This is a genomic window from Amycolatopsis sp. WQ 127309, assembly GCF_023023025.1.
Classification (GTDB): Bacteria; Actinomycetota; Actinomycetes; order Mycobacteriales; family Pseudonocardiaceae; genus Amycolatopsis.
In genome coordinates this window covers 1,316,417-1,331,178 of record NZ_CP095481.1, presented here as the reverse complement: position 1 = coordinate 1,331,178, position 14,762 = coordinate 1,316,417, and the positions used below count along the sequence as shown (strand labels likewise).

Annotated in this window: 13 protein-coding genes; 8 read left to right on the top strand and 5 right to left on the bottom strand. The window is 72.3% G+C overall.

Annotated features, from left to right (window positions below; all coding sequences use genetic code 11):
• The first annotated feature begins 16 nt into the window (after nt 1–16).
• Together MUY22_RS05630 and MUY22_RS05625 are read left to right on the top strand one after the other, a co-directional pair.
• A complete protein-coding gene (locus MUY22_RS05630) occupies nt 17–187 on the top strand; it encodes a zf-HC2 domain-containing protein (RefSeq protein ID WP_247057784.1) in 171 nt (56 codons plus the stop codon).
• A 44-nt stretch (nt 188–231) separates the two neighbouring features.
• Nucleotides 232–891 carry a class I SAM-dependent methyltransferase gene (locus MUY22_RS05625; protein WP_247057783.1) on the top strand — a complete coding sequence of 220 codons (660 nt, stop codon included), beginning with the start codon at nt 232–234 and terminating at the stop codon, nt 889–891.
• A 61-nt stretch (nt 892–952) separates the two neighbouring features.
• On the opposite strand, the gene MUY22_RS05620 is transcribed toward MUY22_RS05625, so the two are convergent.
• Nucleotides 953–1,900, bottom strand: coding sequence for an Lrp/AsnC family transcriptional regulator (locus MUY22_RS05620; protein WP_247057781.1), 948 nt, complete (start codon nt 1,898–1,900; stop codon nt 953–955).
• Between the two features lie 91 nt (nt 1,901–1,991).
• Here MUY22_RS05620 and MUY22_RS05615 point away from each other — a divergent pair, with 91 nt between their 5' ends.
• Nucleotides 1,992–3,338, top strand: coding sequence for an MFS transporter (locus MUY22_RS05615; RefSeq protein WP_247057779.1), 1,347 nt, complete (start codon nt 1,992–1,994; stop codon nt 3,336–3,338).
• On the opposite strand, the gene MUY22_RS05610 is transcribed toward MUY22_RS05615, so the two are convergent.
• Genes MUY22_RS05610 through MUY22_RS05600 form a run of 3 tightly spaced genes read right to left on the bottom strand, consistent with a single transcriptional unit; the run spans nt 3,332 to nt 5,835 of the window.
• Nucleotides 3,332–3,739, bottom strand: a complete 408-nt coding sequence (locus MUY22_RS05610; RefSeq protein WP_247057777.1) for a hypothetical protein — start codon at nt 3,737–3,739, stop codon at nt 3,332–3,334. The genes MUY22_RS05615 and MUY22_RS05610 overlap by 7 nt on opposite strands.
• Entirely contained in the window at nt 3,739–4,608 is an 870-nt protein-coding gene (locus MUY22_RS05605) for an oxidoreductase (protein WP_247057775.1), read from the bottom strand. Before MUY22_RS05605 ends, MUY22_RS05610 begins: the two co-directional genes overlap by 1 nt.
• A 48-nt stretch (nt 4,609–4,656) precedes the next feature.
• The gene (locus MUY22_RS05600) at nt 4,657–5,835 is read right to left on the bottom strand and encodes a glycoside hydrolase family 3 N-terminal domain-containing protein (protein ID WP_247057773.1); all 1,179 of its coding nucleotides are present in this window, start codon (nt 5,833–5,835) and stop codon (nt 4,657–4,659) included.
• Between the two features lie 190 nt (nt 5,836–6,025).
• Between MUY22_RS05600 and MUY22_RS05595 the strand changes: the two genes are divergently transcribed.
• From MUY22_RS05595 to MUY22_RS05575, 5 genes are read left to right on the top strand one after another with little or no spacing between them, the layout of a single operon-like run.
• Entirely contained in the window at nt 6,026–6,604 is a 579-nt protein-coding gene (locus tag MUY22_RS05595) for a LuxR C-terminal-related transcriptional regulator (RefSeq protein ID WP_247057771.1), read from the top strand.
• A gap of 15 nt (nt 6,605–6,619) precedes the next feature.
• Complete coding sequence (locus tag MUY22_RS05590) at nt 6,620–7,876, top strand: extracellular solute-binding protein (protein ID WP_247057769.1); 1,257 nt, start codon at nt 6,620–6,622, stop codon at nt 7,874–7,876.
• Nucleotides 7,877–7,882: 6 nt separating this feature from the next.
• A complete protein-coding gene (locus MUY22_RS05585; protein ID WP_247057767.1) occupies nt 7,883–8,788 on the top strand; it encodes a carbohydrate ABC transporter permease in 906 nt (301 codons plus the stop codon).
• Nucleotides 8,785–9,609 (top strand): carbohydrate ABC transporter permease, encoded by an 825-nt coding sequence (locus MUY22_RS05580; protein WP_247057765.1) that lies wholly within the window; start codon nt 8,785–8,787, stop codon nt 9,607–9,609. The genes MUY22_RS05585 and MUY22_RS05580 overlap by 4 nt, the downstream gene beginning before the upstream one ends.
• Nucleotides 9,606–11,015 carry a GH1 family beta-glucosidase gene (locus tag MUY22_RS05575; protein WP_247057763.1) on the top strand — a complete coding sequence of 470 codons (1,410 nt, stop codon included), beginning with the start codon at nt 9,606–9,608 and terminating at the stop codon, nt 11,013–11,015. Before MUY22_RS05580 ends, MUY22_RS05575 begins: the two co-directional genes overlap by 4 nt.
• Here MUY22_RS05575 and MUY22_RS05570 read toward each other — a convergent pair.
• Nucleotides 10,974–14,618, bottom strand: a complete 3,645-nt coding sequence (locus MUY22_RS05570) for a BTAD domain-containing putative transcriptional regulator (RefSeq protein WP_247057761.1) — start codon at nt 14,616–14,618, stop codon at nt 10,974–10,976. The two genes, MUY22_RS05575 and MUY22_RS05570, sit on opposite strands and share 42 nt — an antisense overlap.
• Between the last annotated feature and the right edge of the window lie 144 nt (nt 14,619–14,762).

Genomic DNA, 14,762 nt, shown 5'->3' with positions numbered 1-14,762 from the left:
AACGGAGACACGATCGATGGGCCGGTACGACCGGACCGACCTCGGGGCCTACAGCCTGGGCCTGCTCGACGACGCCGAGACGGCGCGGGTCGAGCGGCACCTGGCGTCGTGCCCGGACTGCCGCCAGGAGGTCCGGGAGTTCGAGTCCGTCCGCATCATGCTGGACAGCCTGGGGAAGTCCACTTAGGACACTCGTCGGAAACTGTCGGTGCCCGCCGCTAGCTTGCGGGCGTGACCGATGACCAGTTCCTGAGCCCGACCCGGGCCACCTACGCCATTGTCGCCGAGAACTACGGCGAGTTCGTGCCACCGGTGCGCGACGACATCGAGGACCGCGCGCTGCTGGCGGCGTTCGCCGACCTGGTCCGCGGCGGCCCGGTCGCCGACCTCGGCTGCGGCACGGGCCTGGTGACGGCGTACCTGGCGTCGCTCGGCGTCGACGTCTCGGGCATCGACCTGACGCCGGAGATGCTCGCGGTCGCCCGCCGCACCTACCCGGAGCTGCGGTTTTCCGAGGGCTCGCTGCTGGAACTCGATCTCCCGGACGGCGGTCTCGCCGGAGCGGTGGCGTGGTACTCGATCATCCACACCCCGCCGTCGCGGCTCCCGGTGGTGGCGGCGGAGCTGTTCCGGGTGGTGCGCCCGGGCGGCCACCTGCAGCTGGGGTTCCACGTCGGCGACCGGCGTCACCACCTGTCGCGCGGGTACGGGCACGAAGGGTTTTCGCTGGACGTCTACTGGCTGCCGGTGGACGAGGTCAGCGACCTGCTGAGCGCCGCGGGCTTCGAGATCCTGACCAAGGTGGTGCGCAACCCGGCAGCACGGGTGCCGCAGGGCAGGGTGCTGGCCCGCAAACCCCGCCTGACGTGCGGTGCGGGTCGAAGTCCGTGAATGCCACATTGACGGACACTAGGTCCCTCAATGTGGCATTCACGGACCTCGGAAGTGCGGGTCAGCGGGTCGCGGCGGCCTTGAGGGTGCGCAGCACCGGCGCCGTCTCCAGGGTCCGGATCTCCTCCAGTGAGCCCAGTCGTTCGGTCAGGTACCGGTGCAACGCCGCCGCGTCGGGGCAGAGTGCGTGGGCCACCAGGTTCGCCGGGCCCGTCGTGGCCAGGACCACCGCCAGTTCCGGGTGGGTCGCCAGCGCCCTCCCGACGCGCTCGACGTACGCCGGCGCCACCGACATCCACAGCAGCGCCTGCGTCGTCGCGCCGAGGACCGCAGGGCTGATCTCCAGGTCGAAGAACATCGTGCCGCCGGCCTGGAGGTCCGCCAGGCGGCGGGCGACCGTCGCCGGGGACCAGCCCGTGGCCGTGGCCAGCTCGGCCAGGCCCGTGCGGCCGTCGTGCTGCAACGCGGCCATCAAGGCGTCGTCATCCGGCGTCAACGGGCGGCCGGCAGCGGACGGGACCGGCGTCAGCGCCTCGATCTGGGCCGGGGACAACGTGGCCGTCCGGCCCGACCACGCCGTCGGGCCGCCGAAGTAGCGGTGCAGGACCTGGTGCGCCGACACCGCCGTGATGCTCGCCGTGCGCGGGATGTCACGCAGCAGCAGCGCGTGCGCGCCCACCGGGGTCTGGACGTTCACGCAGATCTCCGTGCCCCCGGACATCAGCTTGATCCACGCCGTGTCGGCGCGCCGCGCGAGCTGGTGGGCGAGGTCCTGCGCGGTGTGCGGGGTCGCCGTCAGCCGGACCATCCACTCGGCGTGCCCGGCGCGGTGCGGGTCCGGCAGGCCGACCACCCGCAGCGCGGCCTCCGCGCGGAGACGGCGGTAGCGCCGCGCGACGGTCTGCGCCGACACCCCGAGGACGTCGCCGATCTTCGTGAACGGCGCCCGGCCGTCGAGCTGCAGCGCGTGCACGAGGGCGTAGTCGACCTCATCCAAGGCGGTGGTCATATTTCTCATTCAAGCGCACCCGGTGGCAGAAATCAGCCAAGTCGAACCAGTACGTGGAACCAATCGACGCCCGGACCGCACAGTGGGCCCCATGCTGACCAAGACCCGCTGGGCCGCGCTCGCCGTGCTGCTCACCGCCGAGGCGATGAACCTGCTCGACGCCACGATCGTCCAGGTCGCCGGCCCGGTGATCCACGCGCACCTGCCCGGCCCCGCCGCCGACGTCCCGTGGTTCAGCGCGGCCTACACCCTGCCGTTCGCGGTCTTCCTGATCACCGGCGGCCGCCTCGGCGACGTCCTCGGCCGCGCCAAGGTCTTCAAGCTCGGCGTGACGGCCTTCGTGCTCGCCTCTCTCGCCTGCGCGGCCGCTCCCGGAGCGGGCTTCCTGATCGGGGCACGCGCGGTGCAGGGCGCGGCGGCGGCGTTGATCATCCCGCAGACCATCGGCCTGATCCGCGCGCTCTTCGACGGCGACGAACTCGCGAAGGCCCTCGGCACCATCGGCCCGGTGATGGGCCTGTCCGCCGTCTCCGGCCCGCTGCTCGGCGGCCTGCTGACGCAGGCGGTGTCGTGGCGGGCGGTGTTCCTGGTGAACGTCCCGCTCGGCCTCGCGGTGCTGATCGCGGCGAGGCTCCTCCGGGAGGACCGCGCCGAGACGCGGCCGAAGCTGGACGTCGCCGGCACCGTGCTCGTCGTCGCGGGCACTGCTCTCCTGGTGTATCCGCTGATCCAGCCCGGCGCGACGCCGTTGCTCGCGGCCGGCGCCGTGATCCTCGTGGCGTTCGGCTTCCACCAGCGCCGGACGCGCGCGCCGCTCGTCGAGCCGAGCCTGTTCGCCCACCGCGGGTTCCCGGCCGCGCTCGCCGGGTCGCTGCTGTTCTTCGCCGTGATGACCGGGCTGATGCAGGTGGTGCCGATGCAGCTGCAGCTCGGCCTCGGTGTGGACGTCCGCACGGCCGGGCTGACGCTGCTGCCGCTGTCGGCCGGGCTGGCCGCGTCGTCGTGGTTCGCCGGGACGTGGCTGGTGCCGAGGTTCGGCGCGCGCGTGATGTACGCCGGGCTGGCGCTGCTGCTGGCCGGGCTGCTCCTCGCCCTCGGCGGCTACCCGTGGCCGTTGCTCGGGGCGATGGCGTTGTGCGGCTTGGGGATGGGGACGTTCACGGTGCCGTTCTTCAGCACCGCGCTGCACCGCGTCCGGCCGCACGAGACGGGCTCGGCCGCCGGGCTGCTCAACGCCGTGCAGCAGCTCGGCGGCACGCTCGGCGTCGCGTTGCTGGGCGGGCTCTACCTGAGCAGCGGGACGGCGACCGCGGCGCTCGGCCTCGCGGCCGGGCTCACCGTGGCGGCCGCGGTCGCCGTGACTCCCATGCTCAGTGACATCCGGGGCGCCGCCGCGAGCCGGGGGCTTCGCCACCCGGACCCCCGAAAGCCTCAGTAGTCGTCGCGTCCGGTGAACTGCTGCTCCAGCAGCTCGGCCGCACCCGCGACGAGTTCCAGCGGGTCGATGAACTCGTTGATGTCCAGGTTGATCAAGGGCAGCGAGTGCCGCAGCACGATGTGGTCGCCCATCACCGCGACCCCGCCGACGATGGTCGACTCGCCGACCTCGGTGAGCACCGACAGCAGGTCGACCTCGTCGTGCCGGGCGAACGGCGTCGCGATCTGCACCCAGTCCTCGCGCTGGTCCAGGATCTCCCGGGCGATCACCATGATCTGGGCGCGGTTCTCGGTGTCCGGCTCGTCGCCGAAGATCAGCCGGATGCGGATCTCGTCGGGCTCGTCGCGCACCACCCGGTACGCCTGCCTGATGTACGCGACCAGGTCGCCCCACTCGGCCATCAGACGGCTCCGATCCGGTCGAGGTCGGCGAGCACGTCCGCCGGCAGCTCCAGGTCCGCGGCCGCGAGGTTCTCGCGCAGGTGCTCCGGCGACGACGTGCCCGGGATCAGCAGCATCGACGGCGACCGCTGCAGCAGCCACGCGAGCGCTACCTGCATCGGCGTCACGCCGAGACGGGCGGCGCAGTCGTCGAGCCGCCCCGACTGCAGCGGGCTGAAGCCGCCGAGCGGGAAGTACGGCACGAAGGCGATCCCTTCGGCCGCGCACTTGTTCACGAGCGGGTCGTTTTCGCGGTGCGCCAGGTTGTACTGGTTCTGGACGCACACGACCGGCGCGATCGCCTTGGCCTCGTCGAGCTGCTCCGCGGTCACGTGGCTGACGCCGAGGTGCCGGATCAGCCCTTTCTCCCGCAGGTCCGCGAGCACCCCGAACGGCTCGGCCAGCGACATCGCCACGGGGTAGCCGCCGGTGGCGTCGCTCAGCCGCAGGTTGACGACGTCGAGCGCGTCGAGGCCCAGGTTCCGCAGGTTGTCGTGCACCGCCTGGGTGAGCTCGCCGGCCGACAGCGCGGCCGGCCACCCCTTGTCCTCGCTGCGCCGCGCGCCGACCTTCGTGACCAGGTGGACGGCTTCGGGGTACGGGTGCAGGGCTTCCTTGATCACGGCGTTCACGGTGTGCGGGCCGTAGTAGTCGCTGGTGTCGATGTGCGTGACACCCGCTTCGACGGCCTCGCGCAGCACGGCGACCGCGGTGTCGTGGTCCTTCGGCGGTCCCCACACGCCGGGGCCGGCCAGCTGCATCGCGCCGTAGCCCATCCGGGTCACGGAAAGTTCGCCGCCGAGAAGGAAAGTACCGCCGGGATCGGACATGTCACTCCTTGCTGTAGGTGCCGCGAAGGAGTCTAGGGAGGATCCGGCTCAGCCGCAGACACCCTTGCCGCGCAGCACCCGAGTCACCGACTGCTGGACGCGCGTCTTCGGCAGCTCGCCCGAGGCGACGGCCTTCTCCAGCCGGTCCAGCACCTCGTCGACGCGGCCGCCGGAGGACCACAACGCCTGGTCCGCGCCGGCTTCCAGGGCCTTCAGGACGGCGTCCGGCAACGTGTACTGCGCCGTGATGGCCTTCATCGCGCCCAGGTCGTCGGTCAGGATCGGCCCGGTGAAGCGGAATTCGCCGCGCAGCAACTGGTAGGCGGGCGGCGAAAGTGACGCCGGGACGCCGTTCGTCAAGTCCGGCACGTCGAGGTGGCCGACCATCACGGCGACCGGGCCGTAGTCGGCGATGTTCCGGTAGGGCGCGAGGTCGACCGCGCGCAGCTGCGCGAGCGGCGGCGTGACGACGGTGCCCTTGTGGGAGTCACCCGAGCCGTGGCCGTGGCCGGGGAAGTGCTTCAGCACCGGCTGGACACCCGCGTCGCGCAAGCCCGCGGCGAAGGCCGTGGCGTACGTCTTCACGCGGGCCGGGTCGGGGCTGAAGGACCGGTCGCCGATCACGTCGTCGTCCGGAGCGTCCGTGACGTCGGTGTCGGGCGCGAAGTCCACCGTGACGCCGCGGGCCTTGAGCTCGCGGCCGCGGTCGGCGGCGATGCCGCGTACCTGCTCCGGCGTCTTGGTCTTCGCCAGTTCGCGCGCGGACGGCATGTCGCCGTCGAGATCGTCGATGCGCTGGACGCGGCCGCCCTCTTCGTCGACCGAAACGGCCACCGGGAGCTTCGCGACGCCCTGCACCGCGTCGAGTGAGTGATCTTTCAACAACGCTGTTGCGTTACCCCCGATGAAGATCCCGCCGACCTGGTTTTCGCGCACCAGCGCGACCGTCGAGGCCGGGTTGTCCCCGGTCACGCCGACGACGACCAGCTGCGCGACCTGCCGGCGGACGTCGAGGCTCTTCACCAGCGACGCGCAGTCGCCGGGACGCGCGAGACCCGAGGTCGGCGCGGGTGCGGAGGTCGCGGCGGGGACGGGCGGAGCCGCGGAAGGCGGCGTCCGCGGGATCGCCAGACCGGACACGATCCGCGGTTGCAGGCCGATGACCAGCAGACTCACGATCACGACGCACAGGGCCGCCCCCAGGGCGGCCAGACTTCGGCGGTTCATCGGTCCCTTCACTCGTCGGCGGGCCCCACGACGGTAGTCGACGCCCCTTCTTCACCGTGTGAAGGACCGTGAAGAGGACCGTGAAGAAGACTCTGAAGAAGCGGCACTACGCCGTTAGAGAATTCGTGAAGGCGGTCTCACCAGACTGGGCGACGTCAAGAAAATCGATGACGGTTACTCAGGAGGCACGATGGACCAGGTGCGCGTGGCGGCGTGGGCGTCCGACCCGATCGCCCTCACCGGGCTGATCAACCACCTGCGATCCCGCCCCGAGCTGCTGGTCGTGCCGCGAGCCCGCCGTGGCGAGGCCGCCGTGCTGGTGTTCGCCGCGAACCAGGTCGACCGGGACGTCATCGCCGCGCTGCGCGCCGCGGCCGCCGAGTCGCCGGCCGCGATCGTGCTGGTCGCCGGGCACGTCGACCCGGCGCACCTGAGCCTGCTCGCCGACTGCCACGTCTCCGCCGTGCTGCCGCGGACCGCGCTCGACCGCGTCACCGACAGCGTGCTCGCCGCCGCGCGGGGCCGGACGACGTCGCTGCGTGACCAGGTCGAGGCGCTGGCCCACGAAGGTGCCGGGGCGTCGCTGACGCCGCGCGAGGTGGATGTGCTTCGCTTGATGGCGGAAGGCTGGGACACTGCCGAGATCGCGGGCAAGCTGTGCTACTCCGAGCGGACCGTGAAGAACGTCATCTACGCCATGACCAACCGGCTCAACTTGCGCAACCGGCCGCACGCGGTCGCGTACGCCGTGCGCGCGGGTGTGATCTGAGGGAAGCTCACGCACGTGGGAACGATCATCCGCCGGACCGCCGCGGCGGCTGCCGCGCTGGCCCTGCTCGCCGCCTGCAGCCCGAGCGACGCCGGGGGCAAGACCAAGCTCACCATCGCGACCTTCGGTGAGTTCGGCTACGCGCCGCTGATCGCGGAGTACGAGAAGCTGCACCCGGACGTCGAGGTGCAGAACCGCGTCACCGACTTCGACACCCACCACAAGGGCCTCGCGACCCAGCTCGCCACCGGCCACGGTGCCGCCGACGTCGTCGCGATCGAAGAGCAGTACATCCCGCAGTACCGGAAAGCGAAGGACAAGTTCGCCGACCTCGCCCAGTTCGGCGCGCGGGATCTCCAGAGCCAGTGGGCGCCCTGGAAGTGGGCGCAGGGGACGGACGGCGACTACGTCCTGGGCCTCGGCACCGACATGGGCAGCCTCGCCCTCTGCTACCGGCGTGACCTGTTCCAGGCGGCCGGGCTGCCGACCGACCGGGACGCGGTCGCGAGGCTGATGCCCGACTGGGCCGCCTACGCCGCCACCGCGCAGCGGTTCACCGACAAGACCCCGAACGTCAAGTTCGCGGACTCCGCGGGCACCGTCTACACGGCGATGCTGAACCAGGCGCCGGAGAACTACTTCGCGGCGAAGGACGACTCCTTCATCGGCGGCACGAACCCGTCCGTGCGCAACGCCTTCTTCCTCTCGGGCGGCATCGCCGCGAAGGGCCAGACGGCCGCCGCGACCACCTTCACGCAGGCCTGGAACGTGGCCATCAAGCAGGGCTCGTTCGCCACGATCGCGTGTCCCGCGTGGATGCTCAGCCAGATCAAGCAGGCCGGCGGTGACGACAACAAGGGCAAGTGGGACGTCACCACCGTGCCCGGCGCCAGCGGCAACCAGGGCGGCTCGTTCCTGACCGTGCCGAAGCAGAGCGAGCACCCGCAGCAGGCGTACGACCTGGCCCGCTGGCTGACGGCGCCGGAGCAGCAGAAGAAGCTGTTCCTCTCCGACGGCATCCTGCCCAGCGAACCCGCCGTCTACAAGGACCCGCAGGTCGTCGCGCACACCGACCCGTACTTCGACGACGCGCCGACCGGCCGGATCTTCGCCGCGTCGGCCGACTCCCTGCGGCCCAACTACCGGGGCCTGCACGACGCCGACGTCCGGCCGGAGTTCGGCCGCGCGCTCGGGCGGATCGAGGACAGGACCGAGAACGTCGACCAGGCCTGGGCGGACGCCGTCCAGCAGGCTCAAGCAGCACTGAAGTAGCTCCGCGTGCAGCACCGGCTCGCCCGTTTCGACCGCAAGGTCACGCCGTTGCTGCTCATCGCGCCCTTCTTCGGGCTGTTCGTCGTCTTCGGCGCGTTCCCGCTGCTCTACACGATCTGGGTGTCGCTGCACGACTGGAACCTGCTCGACGGCGACCAGGGCTACCTCGGGCTCGCCAACTACGGCGAGCTGCTCACCGACCCGCGGTTCTACAACGCGCTGGCCAACACGGTCGGCATCTTCGTGCTCGCCGCCGTCCCGGAGTTCCTGCTGGCGCTGGGGATCGCGGCGCTGCTCGACCGGCCGCTGCGGGCCGCGACCTGGTGGCGCACCGGGATCCTGCTGCCCAACGTCGTGTCGGTGGTCGCCGTCGGGCTCGTGTTCGGGCAGCTGTTCAGCCGCGACTACGGCGTCGTCAACGAGGTCCTCGGCTGGTTCGGCGTCGCGCCGGTCAACTGGCAGGCGAGCACCTGGTCGTCGCACGTCGCGGTGGCGTCGATGGTGCTCTGGCGCTGGACCGGCTACAACGCGCTGATCTACCTGTCGGCGATGCAGGCCGTGCCGGCCGACCTGTACGAGGCCGCCGCGCTCGACGGCGCGTCGCGGTGGCGGACGTTCTGGTCGATCACCGTGCCGGGCATCCGGCCCGCGCTCGCCTTCACCGCCATCGCCGGCACCGTCAACGGCCTGCAGCTGTTCGCCGAGCCGCAGCTGTTCGACTCCGGCGGCTCCGGCGGTACCGGTGGCAACGACCGCCAGTTCCAGACGGTGACGATGTACTTGTACGAGAAGGGGTTCACGCACTTCGACGCCGGTTACGCGGCCGCGCTGACCTGGGTGCTGTTCGTCGTCTGCGTGCTGTTCGCGCTGGTCAACTACCGGCTGGTGCGCCGGTTCGTGCGGTCGGCGTGACGGCCAGGCGGCGGCCGGGCGCCTGGGTCTACGCCCTGCTGATCGGCGTGCTCGGCGCGTCGGTGTTCCCGCTGTACTGGTCGTTCGTGGTGTCCACAAGGGACAACTCGGCGATCGGGGAGACGTCGCCGCTGCTGCTGCCGGGCGGGCACCTCTTCGAGAACGTGCGCCGGGTCTTCGACACCGTCGACTTCTGGCTCGCGATCGGCAACTCGCTGATCGTCTCGAGCACGGTGATGGTGTCGAACGTGGTGCTGGCCAGCCTGGCCGGGTTCGCCTTCGCGCGGTTGCGGTTCCCCGGCCGCGACACGCTGTTCCTGCTCGTCGTCGGCTCGGCGATGGTGCCGGCGCAGCTCGGCGTGATCCCGCTCTACCTCGTCGTCGGCGACCTCGGCTGGTACGGCCGGCTCGAAGCGGTGATCGTGCCCGGGCTGGTCAGCGCGTTCAGCGTGTTCTGGATGCGGCAGGCCTGCGAGAACGCGATCAGCGCCGACCTCGTCGACGCCGCGACCGTCGACGGCTGCTCGATCCTGCGCACCTACTGGCACGTCGCGGTGCCGTCGTTGCGCCCGCAGGCTGCGGTGCTCGCGATGCTGACGTTCATGGCGACGTGGAACGACTACTTCTGGCCGCTGGTGGTACTCGACCCCAACGAGACACCGACCGTGCAGGTCGCGCTGTCGCAGCTGGCCAGCGGGTACTACACGGACTACGCGCTGATGCTGACCGGGGCGACGGTGGGCGTGCTGCCCGTCATCGCGGCGTTCCTGCTGCTCGGCCGGTACGTCGTCCGGGGGATCCTGAGAGGGGCGCCAGTGTGACGGAGTTTCCGGCGGGTTTCCGGTGGGGCGCGGCGACCGCGTCCTACCAGGTCGAGGGCGGCGTCACCGAAGGCGGCCGGGGACCGTCCATCTGGGACACCTTCGCGGCCACCGAGGGCAAGGTCCTCGGCGGCGCGTCCGGCGAGGTCGCCTGCGACCACTACCACCGCTACCCCGAGGACGTCGGCCTGCTGGCCGGCCTGGGCCTCGGGGCGTACCGCTTCTCGGTGGCGTGGCCGCGGGTCATGCCGGACGGCGTGACGACGTCCGCTGCCGGTCTGGGCTTCTACGACCGGCTGGTCGACGAGCTGCTGAGCCGCGACGTCACGCCGGTGCTGACGCTGTACCACTGGGACCTGCCGCAGGCGCTGGAGGACGCGGGCGGCTGGCCGGCGCGGGACACGGCGTTCCGGTTCGCGGAGTACGCGGCGGTGGTCCACGACGCGCTCGGCGACCGCGTCGACCAGTGGACGACGATCAACGAGCCGTTCTGCGCGGCCTTCCTGGGTTACGGCAGCGGCGTGCACGCGCCGGGCGTCCAGGACCACGACACGGCGCTGGTCGCGGCGCACCACCTGCTGCTCGGCCACGGCCTGGCGACCCGCGCGTTGACGGAGCAGGCGCGGCCGGGCCACGAGTTCTCGCTGGCGCTGAACTTCGCCCCGGCCATCGCGGACGGCTCGTCACCGGCCCACGTCGAAGCGGCGCGGAAGTTCGACGGCATCCACAACCGGTTCTTCCTCGACCCGGTGCTGGGCCAGGGCTACCCCGCGGACGTCGTGGCGGACGTCGCGCACCACGGCGGCCGCTTCGCCGCGGCGGTCCGGGACGGCGACACGGACACCATCGCGGCGGCCGTCGACTGGCTCGGGGTCAACTACTACGCCCCGGCGCGGGTGACACCGCTCGCGGACCCGTTGGCGCCCGGCAACTGCCCGTTGCCGGGCTTGCGGGGCCTGGACGTGCTCCCGGCTCGGCCGCCGCTGACGGCGTTCGGCTGGGAGCAGTCACCCGAGACGCTGACTTCGCTCCTGAGCTGGATTTCCACCCGCTCCGGCGGGCTGCCGCTGGTGGTGGCCGAGAACGGTGCGTCCTTTGTGGACGAAGTGGTCGACGGCCGGGTCCACGACGCCGCCCGCGTCGCGTACCTCGACTCCCACGTCCGCGCGGTCTACGCCGCGATCGTCGGTGGCGCGGACGTGCGCGGCTACTTCGCGTGGTCCCTGCTGGACAACTTCGAGTGGGCGATGGGCTACTCACAACGCTTCGGCCTGGTCCACGTCGACTTCGAAACGCAGGTCCGGACGGTCAAGGACTCGGGGCGCTTCCTGGGGCGGATCGCCACGGCCAACGCTCTGCCAGACTCAAGAACGCTGGCGGAAAGCGTCCGCGACCCCAGACCGTGACGGCGTCTCCAGCTTGCCCAGCAGCCTCGCCACGTGGGCCTGGACCGTACGTCGAGGCAGCGACAGCTCCGCCGCGATGTCCGGGTTCGAGCGGCCCTCCGCGACCAGGCTCGCGATGCGGACCTCGATCGGCGTGAGGGACTCCCAGCCGTGGCCCGGGCGGATCGGCGAGAACATCGCCCCGCGGCGGACGCCCAGGCGGCGCAAGCGCGTCTCCGCACGGCGCAGGTCCCAGCGGGCCGACAACGCCGTGTACAGCTCGGCCGCCTCCTCGTACGCCGCCTGGGCCGCGTCCAGCCGGCCCGCGCGAGCCAGCAGCACGGCCGCGTCCTCCAGCGCCGACGCCAGTTCCGGGCGGCGGCCGACCGAGCGGAAGTGCTCCGCCGTGTCGAGCACCGGGCTCGGGTCCTCCTCGATCAGGCCGCGGCACCACGACGCCGCGGCGAGCGCCCGTGCCGGCCGGCGTTCCTTCGCCGCCTCCTCGTCGCAGACGTCCAGCGCCCGCACCGCGCGGTCGCGGTCGTCCTGCTCCATCGCCAGCCGGACGAACGCCGGGAGCCACTGGTGGCGCAGCATCATCTGCGCGTACGTCGGGTTCAGGATCGGCTCGAGGATCCGCAGCGCCCGCACCCGGTCGCCGCGCTGCTCGGCCGCGAGGGCGTCGGCGACCAGCAGGAAGTCGAAGCTCTCGCGCTCGGCACCGGTCGCCGGGGCGTACTCCTCCGCCGCGTCCAGGTGGGCCGCCGCCTGGGCGCGGTCGTCGCGCCTTCCGGCGATCAGCGCCGCGACGCCGTGCAGGAGCAACGCCGCCGGGCCGGGTTCGCGCAGGCCGTAGAACGTGATCGCCGGGCCGTCTTCGGTGACGGTGTCCAGCTCGACCAGCGCCTCGTCCCAGCTCCCGTCCCAGTACCGGTGCACCGCGACGGAAACCTGCAGCCCGACCGGCATCGCGTGCCGCGCCGCGACGTCGCCCGCCGTGCGCAGCGCTTCGCCCGCCTCGGCGAGCCGGTCGAGGTTCTGCAGCGTGAAGACGCGGTTGTCGAGCAGGTCGAGGTGCAGGTCGGCCAGTTCGTGCTCGTCGCCGACGGCCTCGATCGCCGCGTCGATGTGCTCGAGCGCGCTGTCGTGCTCGCGGCGCACCGAGTCCACCAGCCAGAGCGACTGCAGCGCGTGCGCGGTGAGGTAGCGGTCGCCGCCGGCCTGCCCCTTCGTCTCGTGCGCCGCCTTCTCGGCAGTGTCCAAATCGGACAGATCGCCGCGGCGGAAGTTCGCCAGCAGCTGCCGGTGCCGGACGCGCCAGAGCTCCGGCACGGCCGGGTCGTCGGCCGACGCGCCGAGCGTCGCGACCGCGCCTTCGGTGTCCCCGCGGCGGTGCCGCAGGGCCGCGAGCACGTGCCGCATCTCTTCGACGGCGTCGGGCTCGGTGGCGGCTTCGAGTGCTTGCTGCGCCAGGGTTTCCGGGTTGCGCTCCAGCCGGAACAGCACCTTGACCAGCGCGACGAGCAGGACCTCCCGGCGCGGGTCGTCGCTCGCGCCGTCGGCCAGCGCGCGTTCGAGCAGCTCGACGGCGATCAGCGGCGCCCGGTTCGAGACGGCCGCGTGGTGCCCGGCCAGCCAGTCGAGCACCCATTCGTCCACTGTGGCCGGTGCGGCCACCAGCTGCTCGGCGACCCGCTTGACCGGCGCGCCGATCCGGGCCAGCGCCTCGGCCGCCTGCCGGTGCAGCGCCGCGCGCGTCCCGGGCAGCAGCCGGTTGTACAACGCCTGGCGCAGCAAGGGGTGCCGGAACGCGAGCTGGGTGCCGGTGTCGATGAGCACGTTCGCCGCGACGGCTTCTTCCAGCGGCTCCAGCAGGTCCGACGGCCGGGAGCCGAGCACCGCGGCGATGTCGCCGACGGCGAACTCCATGCCCAGCAACGCGCCCCAGCGCAGCACCTCCTGCGTCCGCGCGGGCAGGAAGTCGAGCCGCCGGTCGACCGCGGCGACCAGCGACCGCGGCGCCTCGAACTCCTCGGGATCGTCGACGTCGGCCTCGCCGCCGGTCACCTCGACCGCGCCGGCGCGCAGCAGGACGTCGACCATCTCCTTGACGTACAACGGGTTTCCCGCACCACGAGCGGCCAGCTCACGCAGGCCGGGCCCGGGTACCGCGCCGATCTGGTCCTCGATGAGGCGGCCGACGTCGTCGCCGCTCAACGGCGTGAGGTCGAGCACCACGCCGTCGCGCGCCTGGACGCCGCGGCGCAGCTGGGCGAGCTCGGCGCGGTCCGGCGCCGGCCGGGTCGCGGCCACCAGCAGCAGGGGGAGCTGCCGCGTCGCCGCGCAGAGCCGGTGCCAGACCAGCACGGACGCCTCGTCGGCCCACTGCAGGTCGTCGACCACCAGCACCTGCGGCGTCTGCGCGCACAGCTCGTCGACCAGGACCAGCAGCCGGTCGACGGCGCCGAGCACCGGGTCGGCCGGGCCCCAGCTGCGTCGCACCGGGCCCTCGCCCGCGAGCTCCTTCGCCACCCGCGCGCGCCGCGGGTCGGGGGAGTGTGCGTCGATCTCCAGGCACTCCATCATGACCTGCAGCGGGAAGCGGGTGCTCAGCTCGTCGGCGGCCGCCCACAGCAGCTGGAAACCCGGGCCGCCGGTCAGCGAGTCGGCGAGCAGCTCGGACTTGCCGATCCCGGCTTCGCCCTCGATCCAGACGGCGCGGCCGCGCCCGGCCCGGACGTCGGTGACGAGCTCCGCGAGCCGCGCGGTTTCTGTCTCCCGGCCGAAAAGCCGGTGCCGCGGCGCCGGAACGGGCGCGGGCGGCGCGACCACCGCGGGCGCGTCGAGGGCCGGGTCCTGGGCGAGGATCTGCTGCTGCAGCCGCTGCAACGCCGGCCCGGGTTCGACGCCCAGCTCGCCGATCAGCGTGGTGCGGGCGTCGCGGAAGACGTCGAGGGCGTCACCGTGGCGGCCGCTGCGGTAGAGCGCGAGCATGAGCGACTCGCGCAAGGACTCCCGCAGCGGGTTCTCCCCGGCCAGCACGGCCAGCTCGGGCGCCAGGTCGAGGTGGCCGCCGAGCGCGAGCAGGGCCTCGGCCCGCTGTTCCAGGGTGGCCAGCCGCAGCTCGGCGAGGTACTCGCGGTGCCGCTCGGCGAACTCGCCCGGGACGCCGGAAAGCGCTTCGCCCTGCCAGAGCGCCAAGGCCGCGTCCAGCTCGGTGACGGCGGCCCGCGGGTCGCCGTCGTCGAGGTGCCGCTGCGCGCGCTCGCGGTGACGCTCGAACACAGCCGCGTCGAGCGCGTCGTCGTCGAGCAGCAGCGAGTACCCGGCCGTTTCCGACACCAGGACGCTCGACGCCGACCAGCGCGACCGGTCTGGTTCCAGCGCCCGGCGCAGGCCGGAGACGTAGGTGTGGACGCTGCCTTCGACGCTCGCGGGGGCGGAATCGCCCCAGACGCCGGCGATCAGCTCGGCACGCGGGACGGGGCGGCCGGCGTTGACCGCGAGCACGGCGAAGATCGCGCGCTGACGAGCGGGGCCGAGGCCGATCTCGGCCGTCCCGCGCCAGGCCCGCAGCGGGCCGAGCACGCCCACTCGCAGACCGGTGTCCGCATCCCCTGGCATGTCGTTCCGTTCTCGGTACCGACTTCTCCGTCGACTTTACCGACGTGGCAACACCCGATCGGGTTGACCTACTCCGGGGAGCTTACTGACCTGGCAAGCCCGCGATCACGCCCCGGCGGCCGGAAAGCCGCAAGCGGTCGTCAC

Bases quoted from the DNA above. Each gene is read 5' to 3' on its own strand.
- MUY22_RS05630 (WP_247057784.1), top strand. From the start codon at position 17: ATGGGCCGGTACGACCGGACCGACCTCGGGGCCTACAGCCTGGGCCTG.
- MUY22_RS05620 (WP_247057781.1), bottom strand. From the start codon at position 1,900: ATGACCACCGCCTTGGATGAGGTCGACTACGCCCTCGTGCACGCGCTG.
- MUY22_RS05615 (WP_247057779.1), top strand. From the start codon at position 1,992: ATGCTGACCAAGACCCGCTGGGCCGCGCTCGCCGTGCTGCTCACCGCC.
- MUY22_RS05610 (WP_247057777.1), bottom strand. From the start codon at position 3,739: ATGGCCGAGTGGGGCGACCTGGTCGCGTACATCAGGCAGGCGTACCGG.
- MUY22_RS05605 (WP_247057775.1), bottom strand. From the start codon at position 4,608: ATGTCCGATCCCGGCGGTACTTTCCTTCTCGGCGGCGAACTTTCCGTG.
- MUY22_RS05600 (WP_247057773.1), bottom strand. From the start codon at position 5,835: ATGAACCGCCGAAGTCTGGCCGCCCTGGGGGCGGCCCTGTGCGTCGTG.
- MUY22_RS05595 (WP_247057771.1), top strand. From the start codon at position 6,026: ATGGACCAGGTGCGCGTGGCGGCGTGGGCGTCCGACCCGATCGCCCTC.
- MUY22_RS05570 (WP_247057761.1), bottom strand. From the start codon at position 14,618: ATGCCAGGGGATGCGGACACCGGTCTGCGAGTGGGCGTGCTCGGCCCG.